The following is an 11,115-nucleotide window of genomic DNA, read 5'->3' as shown; positions in this document are numbered from 1 at the left end:
GTTCAATGACAGATGGTTATGACTGCTATCAAAATGCACTGGCTGAGAGAGTAAACGGTATTCTTAAAAACGAATACTTGTTAATGAAACCAAATAACCTAAATGAGGCAAGGGAAATGGTAAAACAATCAGTCGATTTATATAATCAACAAAGGCCACATTCGGCCTTAAAATACAAAACGCCCGATGAAATTCATCAGGCGTTTTAATCAAAAAAGTGTCAACCCATACTAGGATGGGTCAAACCTTACTTAAACACCGTATTGTTCGCGATAAGCTTTCATATTGGTTAAGTGCTCTGCAAGTTCAGGCTGAGTTTCTAAATAGCTGATAACGTCAGACATGGTCACAATTGAAATAACAGTTGTACCAAAATCGCGCTCCACCTCTTGAATTGCTGATAACTCACCTTTGCCTTTTTCTTGGCGATCAAGTGCAATTAATACACCAGATAGAGTCGCATCAGCCGCTTTGATAATTTCCATCGATTCACGAATAGCCGTTCCAGCAGTGATCACATCATCAACAAGCATAACCTTGCCCGTTAATTCAGAACCAACTAGTGAACCACCTTCACCGTGGTCTTTCTTCTCTTTGCGGTTGAAGCAGTATGGAACATCTTTGTCATGGTGCTCTGAAAGCGCAACGGTTGTCGTCGTCGCAATAGGAATACCTTTGTAAGCAGGACCAAATACTAAATCATAATCAACATTAGATGATTGCAACGCCTGCGCATAGTATTGGCCTAATTTAGCCAAATCACGTCCAGTATTAAACAAGCCTGCATTGAAAAAATAAGGGCTAATACGGCCTGACTTTAAAGTGAATTCGCCAAAACGAAGTACATTGCGCGATAACGCAAATTCAATAAATTCTTTTTGATAAGCTTGCATTGTGTTCTCTAAATTAAGCTAAAGCTGATTTTTGGATATCAGTAATTTCAATCAAGGCCGCTTTTGCTAAACCTAACATTTCATCCATTTCTTCAAAACTAAATGGTTCGCCCTCGGCAGTACCTTGTACTTCAATAAGCTTACCGGTTTCAGTCATCACAACGTTCATATCCGTTTCTGCTTCAGAATCTTCAACATATTCAAGATCTGCAATCGCTTCCCCTTTATAAACACCCACAGAAATAGCGGCAATTAAATGTTTAAGCGGATTAGTTTTGATCATGTTTTCTTTGCGCATGTAAGTTAAGGCATCAACTAAAGCAACACATGCACCTGTAATAGAGGCAGTACGTGTACCACCGTCAGCTTGAATAACATCGCAATCGATTGTAATGGTATTTTCACCTAAGGCTTTTAAATCGACAGCTGCACGTAATGAACGTGCGATTAATCGAGCAATCTCCAACGTGCGGCCACCTTGTTTACCTCTTGCCGCTTCGCGTTGCATACGCGAATGCGTTGAGCGTGGTAACATGCCATACTCAGCAGTAACCCAACCTTCGCCTTTACCTTTCATAAAGCGCGGCACGCCCGCTTCAACAGTGGCATTACATAAAACTTTAGTATCGCCAAACTCAACTAATATCGAACCTTCAGCATGACATGTGTAATTACGAGTAATAGTTACCGGGCGGATTTGACCAGCCGTACGACCACTTGGACGCATCGCTCTCTCCTTTAATTTTTAAACTGCGCCTATTATAGAAGTTATATCAGCAGCTTCACAGCAGAAAACTCTAATTTCTAACAAAACAGTGATACCAAACTCAGTTAGCCAAGGCTATAATCTGTTTTTCTCGCTTAATCAATTAGATAACAGACAGTTCATATGGCAATTCACAGCATGACGGCATTTGCCCGTCTTGAAAAAAAAGGCAATTTTGGTAGCGCAGTTTGGGAATTACGCTCAGTTAACCAAAGATATTTAGAAAACTTCTTTCGCTTACCAGAAAGCCAACGCAGTTTAGAGCCAGTATTACGTGAAAAAATCCGCAAAAGCATGCAACGCGGTAAATTGGAATGTAGCTTAAAGTTATCAAGTGATGGGGCCGAGCAAGGCAAGTTATTAGTCAACCAAGATTTAGCTAAACAAGTTATCGAAGCGGCAAACTGGGTCAAAGCAGAAGCCAGTAGCGGTGATATTAACCCTATTGATGTGTTGCGCTGGCCTGGTGTGATGTCTGCTGAAGAGCAAGATTTAGATGCCTTAAAAGCAGAATTAATTACCCAGTTTGATCAGTTAATTAAAGATTTTATCGATGCCCGTGCGAGCGAAGGTGAAACACTCAGAAAGCTAATAGAACAACGTTTGACAGCCATTGGTGAACAAGTGGTTGTGGTTCGAAACGCAATGCCTGAAATTTTGAAATGGCAGCGTGAAAAGTTACAAACTAAGTTGGATGAACTAAACGCTGAAATTGATCAAAATCGCTTAGAGCAAGAGCTTATCTATCAAGCACAAAAAGTTGATGTAGCAGAAGAATTAGACCGCTTAGAATCACATATCAAAGAAACCCAAGCCATTTTGAAAAAAGGTGGTGCATGTGGTCGTCGTCTAGACTTTATGATGCAAGAGTTTAACCGTGAAGCAAATACACTCGCATCAAAGTCAATTAATGCTGAAATCACTAACGCTGCGGTAGAAGTAAAAGTATTAATAGAACAAATGCGTGAGCAAATTCAGAACATTGAATAACACTTTTCGGCCGTGGCAAACCTCCAGTCACGGCCAGCCTATCTTTAAATAATCTATTAGCTACTTTCTATTCCATTATCTGTTTCTCTAATTTCGCAATATCACACTAACTTTTACTGATTTTTCAGCAGTTTATTACTAAACTTTGAAGCGATTTGATATAAAAAGGCTCAACAGGTCAGTTAGGAATATTGCACTCTCATGAATATTTTTAAACCGCAAAAGTCTGAACCCAGATCGGTCACAAATAAAACGGTATTACTCGTAGATGATGCCACGATTATGATCAGAACTATGGTGGCTATGCTTACTAATCTGGGTTTTAAAAATGTCATCAGAGCGCAAAATGGTATTTAAGCCATTGAGACAATGGAAAAATCGGCTTATGCCATTGATATCATCATTTCAGATTGGAATATGCCTAAAATGACAGGGCTAGAATTGCTCAGACAATTGTGCACCAACCACGTTCGAGCCATATCCCTTTTATTATGGTGACGGCAAACGTCAATGAAGAAGATGTGATGAAGGCCATTAAGCTGGGGGTCTCATCATACTTAATCAAACCATTTTCCCAAGCTATGCTAAAGAGCAGAATTCAAAAATCTCTGACAGCACCAAAACCAAAAACAATTGTCGAAGCTCAAGACGTTGAAATTATCGAAGTTGAAGAAGAAGCAGCTGTTCAAGGCCCTAAAGAATACAATATTTTAGTCGTGGATGATGAGCCCAATAACATCACAGTTATCAGTGAGTTGTTAAAGTCAAAATACACAATACAAGCTTCCAAATCGGGTAAAAAGGCGATAGACATTTGTCGAAGTAAAAAGCAGCCTGACTTTATATTACTCGATATTATGATGCCTGAAATGGATGGTTTAGAGGTATGCCAAACCTTAAAGAACGATCCAAGTACCGAACATATTCCAATTGTATTCGTTTCTGCTTTGACACAGACAGAAGATGTCGTTAAAGGCTTAAAACTTGGTGCCGTTGATTATGTGACTAAGCCCATCGTGCCTGAAATATTCCTAGCGCGAATGGATATCCACATCAGTCAGCTCAATCAGCGTAAAAACATGACCTCTCAGATTGATACCCTAATGGATAATATGCGCTTACGAGATGAAATTGAGCAAATATTTCAACATGACCTGCGCAACCCTCTCACAGCAATTAAAGCAACTATTGAAACAATTGAAGAAAAAGCCCCAAACTGTGAAAAAGAAACCGCCATCATCAAAGATTCAGCCAATGTCATTGAAAATATGGTTGAAGGGCAAAAAACAATGTATCAATTAGAACAAGGACAATATAAACCTAAAGGTGAAGTCATCCATGTAGATGACTTTATGAGAAGCGTTTTATTTGGTTTGCAGCATAAATGCAGAGAAAACAATGTGGCCCTGCGTTTTAAAATTCCTCCCGTCCTCACTTATTTTGGTGATGGACAGCTCAGTTATAATTTATTTACTAACTTAATCAACAATGCGATTGAAGCGTCTCCAGAAAAAAGTGAAGTCAAACTAGTTGCTTCACCAGCCGCATCTGAAGCAGTCCTTTTTACCATTCACAATCAAGGTGTGATCCCGATTGAAGTACAGGAAAGCTTCTTCGATAAATTTGTAACTCACGGTAAAAAAGAAGAGACAGGTATTGGTACTTATTCTGCCAAATTAGCGACTACAGCCCAAGGTGGTGAGATTTCTTTTGAAACCTCATTCCAAAAAGGCACGACATTAAAGGTCACCTTGCCTAAAGGTAAAAATGTAATTTCTGGCTAGGCCTATTGAATTTCATCATCCGCATCGGCATAAGTCTTAGCGACGCGATCAAACTCATCTGCAATCGCTAAAAATGCATCGACCATTACAGGGTCAAAGTGGCTGCCTTTGCCCTCACTAATGATAGCAACTGCTTTTTCATGTGGAAAAGCGGGTTTATAGACACGTTTACTGATCAATGCATCATAAACATCCGCAACAGCCATTAGGCGAGCAGAAACTGGGATAGCTTCTCCTGCTATGCCCTCTGGATAACCACTTCCATCCCACTTTTCTTGGTGGTAATAGGCAATTTCTTTGGCGTGAACTAAGAAGTTATCGGCAACGTCCATCGATGTCTCTGCAGCGGCAATAGCATCTCGTCCATAAACCGTATGCAATTTCATGATTTCAAATTCTTCATCCGTCAACTTACCCGGTTTTAATAGGATATTATCTGGTACACCGACTTTGCCAATATCATGCAGTGGCGCTGACTTGTACAAAGAAGTAATGGTTTCTGGCGTTAAAATTTCTTTAAATTCGTCATATTTAGCAAGTTCAACGGCTAACAGCTTTACGTACCTCTGGGTACGCCTAATATGATTTCCAGTTTCAGGGTCTCGAGATTCAGCTAGCGCCCCCATGGCAACCATAACAACTTCTTGCAGTTCATTGATCTGTGAAGTGCGCTCTACAACTTTATCTTCCAGTATTTGATTTTGGTTTTGCAGTAAATCGTGTGCCTCTTTTAGTAACAAGTGATTCTTCACTCGCTCCTTTAATATAGCCGCACTGATAGGTTTAGTGATGTAATCCACTGCACCAAGAGACAAGCCACGAGTTTCATCTTCTTCTTGAATTTTGGCAGTAACAAAAATGACAGGAATATCTTTAGTTTCTGGATTGGATTTAACAATTTCGCAGACTTCATAACCGTCCATCTCTGGCATCATGACATCAAGTAAAATTAAATCGGGTTTGCGCTTTTCGATAATTTTAATCGCCATAGGACCGTTAATTGCGGCCTGTACAATATAATCGTTTGATAAAATTCCTTTTACCACATCAATATTTGCGGGAGTATCGTCGACCGTTAATATGGTTTTTTTATTACCTTGCATCGCTTGCTTAGTTCCTTTTTGTCGCTTTATTCTTGAGCCGATTCAATGATTGCAGTGATCATTTCCTGCGCTTGATCAAAGTCATAATCGTCGAGCACTCTCACCAATTTATTCAATGCTTCAGCTAAATCATCCCTGACTCCCTGTTCGAGCAAGTTATCTATAACATCACCCGTTGTAGAGTCAAAATTTTCAATTTTCTCAGCTATCTCGCTAAGTTGTTCAAGTAGGTATGGTTGACTGATGTCAGTATTGGCATTATCGACAACACTGGTACCGGTATTTTCAATTTGTTCTATTAATTGTTTTAACTGTAACTCAGCACCGTCAAAATCATACTCAGAAAGTAAGTTATCAATGGCTTCAACCCCTTGTTTATAGTCGGTTGCTTGCGTAAGTTCAAATAGCAGCTCGCACCTATCGTTGGCAGCAGAATCACAATTCTCAATGTCTGCCATTAGCTGCCCAGCAATACTTAGCACTTTACCTTGGTCAAACTCAGCGCCTGCTTTGCCTGGTGCTTTATTTGCGTCATTTTCTGCTAGGGCATTGGCAATTATCGCCATATTTTTTTCGACGAGCACCTGATTATCAATAATCAAATATTGTAACTGCTGCTCTAGCTCTGCTGTCAGGCCCGCTTTTTCAACATCCATTAAACAAGTTTCCAGCTCACCTGCAACAGCAGCTAATTCATCGGCACCAATACTCGCTGTTACACCTTTTAATGTATGAGCAGCACGAACCGCACTATTAAAGTCTTCATCAGCTAAATGTTGATTGATACGCTCAATAACATCTTGTTCACGCTCATGAACTTTCTTAAGCGTTTTCTTATAGGCTTTTACATTACCTGCCATACGCGCAATGGCACTTGTTAAGTCAAATCCTGGTAAATTTGGCAAAGGCTCATCAGAGGTCTTTGGTAATTCACTATCTTCAAGTGCAGCTTGCTCCTGCTCGGTTAATTTAGGTTCAATCCAATTGACTAACGTACGATAAACTTCATTTGGGTCAATCGGTTTAGCAAGATGCCCATCCATACCCGCTGCTTCACAGCGCTCTTTATCACCAGCCATGGTATTCGCTGTCATGGCAATGATAGGTAATTCATCGTTCGAAATGGTTTTTCTGATTTCACGAGTAGCATCTAAGCCATCGAGTACCGGCATTTGCATATCCATCAGTACAATGTCGTACTCGCCACGCCCTTTAAGTGCTTTATCAACCGCAATCAAGCCGTTTTCTGCTAACGTCACATCGAGCCCAGCGAGCTCCAATAACTCAATGGCAATTTGCTGGTTAGCTTCATTATCTTCGACTAACAAGATTTTAGCGCCACGAATAGCTTTTGTAGTAGAGAGGTCTAATTGAATTTCATGTTGTTGCGTTGATTTATTTTCACGCCCAAACAGTGCGCCCATCGACGCATCGAGTAAAGTAGAAGCATTAACCGGTTTGGTTAGGTAGTTATCAAACTGATGCTCACCTGCTTCTTTAATCATTTCATCCCTGTCATAAGCGGTGATGATGATCATTTTAGGTTGTTTAGATAGCTGCGCAGCTTTTACACGCTTACCCAATTCAACACCAGAGATACCCGGCATTTTCCAATCGGCAAATACGATTTCATAAGGCGCTTGTTGCTTATCTTGGTTTAGTATACATTCGAATGCTTCTTCACCAGAGGCGCACACATCAGGGTTAAAACCTAAACTTTCGGCCATGCGAACTAAGATCTCTCTAGACGCGACACTGTCATCTACTATCAATACGGGTAAATCTTTAACGTTTTGAGCCAGTAAGTCTGTCTCTACATTGGTAAATTCTGAAATACCAAAAGTAGCAGTAAATGAGAAAGTACTTCCTTGACCATAAGTGCTTTCTACCCAAATTTTACCGCCCATCAATTCCACTAACGTCTTACTGATCGTTAAACCTAAGCCTGTACCACCGTATTTTCGGGTTGTTGATGCATCAGCTTGGCTGAAAGAACGGAATAATTTATCTTGCTGCTCTTGGGTTAAACCAATGCCAGAGTCGGCGACTGAAAACTGTAAGGTAATATCATCATCAGATAACAAGTAGATTGATACACGAATGATGATTTCGCCGTTATCGGTAAATTTAACGGCATTAGTTGCAAGGTTTAGTAGTATTTGCCCTAACCTAAGGGGATCGCCCGATAAGCTAACAGGCAATTCACTTGGAACATCAATGAGTAACTCTAAGCCTTTTTCTCTGGCTTTAAGCGAAATCATCTGCACTATGTTGTCTAGGCTGTTGTTTAAATCAAATGGGATATTTTCAAGCTCTAGTTTACCGGCTTCAATTTTAGAAAAATCCAAAATGTCATTAATAATGCCCAATAAGGTGTTAGCCGAATTATGGATTTTATTCACATAGTCTTTTTGTTTTCGAGTAAGCTCGGTTTGCAATGCCAAATAGCTCATCCCGATAATGGCATTCATTGGCGTGCGGATCTCGTGACTCATATTTGCAAGAAAATCACTCTTAGCTTTAGTGGCTTCTTCGGCTTTTTCTTTGGCGTGTTTTAACTCACGTTCAGCTTCTTTTCTCAACGTGACATCGCGTACCATACCGGTAAAAACATGCTCTCCGGCAATTTCAGCTTCACCGACTGAAATATCTAAATCAAAAGTACTACCCGCTTTTTTTCGTCCCTTGGCTTCAAGTAAATCATTATCACCAAATGGGTCATCAGACTGCTCATTATCAGAAGAACAGTGCTGATGAAAAGGCTTATCCATCAACATAGATAATTGCTGACCGATAACTTCGTTTGCGTTGTAACAAAACATGGCTTCTGCAGCAGGGCTAAACTCTTGAATTTCACCTTTTTCGTTGACGACAATAATGCCATCGGAAGCATTTTCGATAATCGAACGTGTACGTGTCATGTTAGCTTGTAATTCGGCGGTTCGACCTTCAACTAAATTTTCAAGCTCACTATGAGATCGCGTCAATGCTCGAGTTGCTTTTGCACCTAAGCTAAGGGTGAACAAGGTCGAACCAAATAACAAAATAAAGGACACAGACAGCACACCGTATATGGTGTATCGCAGGATGTTGATCATCTCAAGGGACTCCTCAGCCTCTATCTCTGCGGTGATACCAAAGCCAAGTCGCTCATCCCACAGCCAACTACCAACGACTTCGATACCTCTATAGTCGCGATAGCCAGCTAAGTTCATTTCATCTCTACCCTGGGTTAAACTTTCAGCCATGACTGTCAGCGGCCAATCTGTTGACTCAACTAAAGTATCCGTTTCAAGCAACGGTCGCCCGGGATCTGAAATTTTTAAATTAAACTGGGCTGATTGCTTATCCGCTAATAAACCAATATCGCGTAATTGATCTTCAAAACGCACTGGCGAGAGTAACAAACCCGTTTTACTGACTGCATAAGTTTCTACACTTTTAGCCATAAAGCCTGAAGTTAAAATTTGGCTAAACAAGCCTTTTGGATCCATCTCTCTTAAAATAATCGCGATCACTTGATCATCAAGATTTAAAATAGGAGCAGCAAAGAACATGAATTGCGAGTCTTTGTAGCTAACAGCAGGAATAAAAGTTGGTTGGCCAGAGAAGGTTCGGCCTACTAAATGCGGGAACTGCTCAGTTACTTCGCTTGCGAGGAAGTTAGATTTAGGCTGCTGTGAAACTAATATTTCGTTGCTTGGCGATAATACAAAGAAGCGTCGTTTAACCTGATTATCATCCCAATCCGTTAGGTATTTCACCGCCATCGCTTGTTCTGTTTCAACATTGGCAATATTGTTAATCGCCCTATCATTTAACAGCGTAACTAATCGAACAAACTCAGGCTCATTGGTTAGTTTTTGTAACAGTTCAAGTTCTTCATCAATCCAGCTGGTTAATCTGTGATGCGTTGAAGATAGCAGAGTATTTAAATTATGCTTGAGTGATTGATGGCGTGTTTCTTCTGCTTTTCCAACAATAAATGTCGCCAGGAAAAACATCACAATACTAAAACCAATCAGTGCAGCAACAAGGATGTTACGCAGTTTGTTTGACCCCAAAGCAACGGCTAAATCTTTCTCATTGGTTTTAAGTAACACTTTACTAATAGCAGCGCCGACGATGAGAAGTGCAACAACAAGACCAGCAAGTAAAGACAAAATGCCAGACACACTATTAGTGCGATTAAATTCAACTCTGGTTTGCGCGGAGTTAGTCAACCAATCACTATTTTGCTTCATCAAACCTTGTGAGTTCAGCGAATCTAAACCTTTTTGTAAAATAGATGCTAATTCAGGTTTATGAATGCTCGAGAGCATATGCAAAGAAGAAGGAGATGTGACGTCCATATCAATAGCCCGAATCCCTAAAATCTCATTGGTTTCTAGTCGACTCTCGATAACAACTTGCGCTCCAAATAATGCATCAACCTCGCCATCAATTAACCGAGAAATGGAGTCATCAATATCGTCAGTGAGTACAATTTCAATATCATTAAAAATTGACTGTAATTTCTTTATTGAAGAATAACCTTTAGGAATTGCGACCTTAGCCTGAGCTAAGTCGGCTGGGGTTTGGAAATGAGTTTTATCACTACTGACAAAAAAGATTTCTCTCATTAAGTAGAAAGGTGAAGAAAAATTACCAAAAGCCTCGCGTTCTTTGGTGTGATAAGCATCAGGTAGTAAATCAATTTCTCCCTGCTTAAACGCTGCCAATAAGTCATTCCACTGGCCGGGAATAATCTCTATTTCTAACCCTGTACGCTCAATAATGTTGTTGAGCATTAACCCAATCAAACCATCAATTTTATTTTCATTGTTGACGTAAATGATAGGTGGCCAATACTCAACTCCGACTTTGATTTTTTGTGTATTGGCCCAACGCTTTTCTTCATCTGTTAAGTCAATTTCGTATGATTCAATAATGGCTTTTTGAATTTCAAATGCACGAGCACGGGCCTCAAGTTTGGCAATAAACTCCGCCAGCGCGGTTAAGTAATCAGCTTTAAAATCGCGATAAGCTTGGCCATTGATAAGTTCTATGGCCTGTTTGTTTTGGCCGCTTTCTACTAATTCAAAAGCACGCTTCTCTATATCTACCAAAGACAAATTTGCATCATCTATCCGCTTAACTAATATTTGGTCTTCTGTTTTTTGGTTCGCCAATAAACGTTTAATTACTTTATCTAACTGCGGCTCTGTTTCTTGATATCGAGTTAACCATTTAGCATCGGAAGAAAAGATGTAGCTGAGTGAAGAGGAAGTCAGTACTTCGTCATAATACTTAAGCTCAACAGAAATGGTCTTAATTTGCTCAAGTGATAAATCTTGCCCAGTTGACGCAAAGTTACTTTGTGCGTTGACAGAGGTATTAAACGCAAATGCTAAACAAAAACAGCAGAGTATAAATAGCGCTAATCGCCTTATTCTTATAATCGTTGGCATGAGAATGAAAAAAGAGTCTTTATGTAAGACAGTATTTGTCAAGAACTATGAATTTTCAATAAATTAGCCAGCTAAAAAAGCATCTTCTGAACAAGTTTTAAACGGCTATTTTTGCCCACACTTTTTTGT

The 11,115-nt window shown here is 40.0% G+C and carries 9 protein-coding genes; 5 read left to right on the top strand and 4 right to left on the bottom strand.

The window, feature by feature from the left end; all coding sequences use genetic code 11:
* Positions 1 to 209, top strand: a 209-nt coding sequence (locus HR060_RS11500) for an integrase core domain-containing protein (protein WP_174198709.1), incomplete at its 5' end; no start/stop codon positions are given.
* Positions 210 to 251: 42 nt separating this feature from the next.
* Here the strand turns inward: HR060_RS11500 and pyrE are convergent.
* Together pyrE and rph are read right to left on the bottom strand one after the other, a co-directional pair.
* Positions 252 to 893, bottom strand: a complete 642-nt coding sequence (gene pyrE, locus HR060_RS11495; RefSeq protein WP_174200442.1) for an orotate phosphoribosyltransferase — start codon at positions 891 to 893, stop codon at positions 252 to 254.
* Positions 894 to 906: 13 nt separating this feature from the next.
* A complete protein-coding gene (rph, locus tag HR060_RS11490) occupies positions 907 to 1,620 on the bottom strand; it encodes a ribonuclease PH (RefSeq protein ID WP_174200441.1) in 714 nt (237 codons plus the stop codon).
* A 162-nt stretch (positions 1,621 to 1,782) separates the two neighbouring features.
* On the opposite strand from rph, the gene HR060_RS11485 reads away from it, so the two are divergent.
* The 4 genes from HR060_RS11485 (at position 1,783) to HR060_RS11475 (ending at position 4,433) form a co-directional block, all read left to right on the top strand.
* Positions 1,783 to 2,649 (top strand): YicC/YloC family endoribonuclease, encoded by an 867-nt coding sequence (locus HR060_RS11485; RefSeq protein ID WP_174200440.1) that lies wholly within the window; start codon positions 1,783 to 1,785, stop codon positions 2,647 to 2,649.
* 201 nt (positions 2,650 to 2,850) lie between these two features.
* Complete coding sequence (locus HR060_RS11480; RefSeq protein WP_174200439.1) at positions 2,851 to 3,006, top strand: response regulator; 156 nt, start codon at positions 2,851 to 2,853, stop codon at positions 3,004 to 3,006.
* Positions 3,007 to 3,018: 12 nt separating this feature from the next.
* Positions 3,019 to 3,147: a response regulator gene (locus HR060_RS19870; protein WP_425487459.1), complete on the top strand. Its 129-nt coding sequence runs from the start codon at positions 3,019 to 3,021 to the stop codon at positions 3,145 to 3,147.
* Positions 3,105 to 4,433 (top strand): response regulator, encoded by a 1,329-nt coding sequence (locus HR060_RS11475; protein WP_174200438.1) that lies wholly within the window; start codon positions 3,105 to 3,107, stop codon positions 4,431 to 4,433. The genes HR060_RS19870 and HR060_RS11475 overlap by 43 nt, the downstream gene beginning before the upstream one ends.
* Before the next feature lie 2 nt (positions 4,434 to 4,435).
* Here HR060_RS11475 and HR060_RS11470 read toward each other — a convergent pair whose 3' ends face one another.
* Together HR060_RS11470 and HR060_RS11465 are read right to left on the bottom strand one after the other, a co-directional pair.
* Positions 4,436 to 5,536, bottom strand: coding sequence for an HD-GYP domain-containing protein (locus HR060_RS11470; protein WP_174200437.1), 1,101 nt, complete (start codon positions 5,534 to 5,536; stop codon positions 4,436 to 4,438).
* 26 nt (positions 5,537 to 5,562) lie between these two features.
* Positions 5,563 to 10,986, bottom strand: coding sequence for a response regulator (locus HR060_RS11465; RefSeq protein WP_174200436.1), 5,424 nt, complete (start codon positions 10,984 to 10,986; stop codon positions 5,563 to 5,565).
* Between the last annotated feature and the right edge of the window lie 129 nt (positions 10,987 to 11,115).

The sequence above is a fragment of the Marinifaba aquimaris genome (genome assembly GCF_013328345.1).
Taxonomy (GTDB): Bacteria; Pseudomonadota; Gammaproteobacteria; order Enterobacterales; family Alteromonadaceae; genus Marinifaba; species Marinifaba aquimaris.
The sequence above is the reverse complement of the archived record's forward strand: the minus strand, read 5'-3'. Positions and strand labels throughout refer to the sequence as shown.